At 48.7% G+C, this 265-nt stretch carries 1 protein-coding gene; it reads left to right on the top strand.

Annotated elements, in window-relative coordinates; genetic code table 11:
- The first annotated feature begins 35 nt into the window (after positions 1-35).
- On the top strand, positions 36-194 hold the full coding sequence (locus tag FS628_RS31690) for a hypothetical protein (protein ID WP_186328052.1): 159 nt from the start codon (positions 36-38) through the stop codon (positions 192-194).
- The last annotated feature ends 71 nt before the right edge of the window (positions 195-265 follow it).

The following is a 265-nucleotide window of genomic DNA, read 5'->3' as shown; positions in this document are numbered from 1 at the left end:
TGGTGGGGGGGAAAAAGGGGGGCGAGGAACTGGATGTGGAGGGGGAGTTGGGAGGAATAGAGGGTTTTTTGGTAGAGAAGATGGAGGATGTTGAAGGAGTGGGGGGGGAGATGGAGAATGAGGAAATAATTGAATTTGAAGAATTGGAGGGGATTTTTGGGTGTGGATTGGAAGAGGTGTGGGGAAGTAATTAGGGGTTGATGAGAAGGGAAATGGTGAAAGAGAATGGAATTGATGGGAAGGAGGAGAAGGGATGGATGTAACG

The sequence above is a fragment of the Paenibacillus xylanexedens genome (genome assembly GCF_007676705.1).
Taxonomy (GTDB): domain Bacteria; phylum Bacillota; class Bacilli; order Paenibacillales; family Paenibacillaceae; genus Paenibacillus; species Paenibacillus xylanexedens_C.
This window is presented reverse-complemented; position numbering and strand designations above follow the sequence as displayed.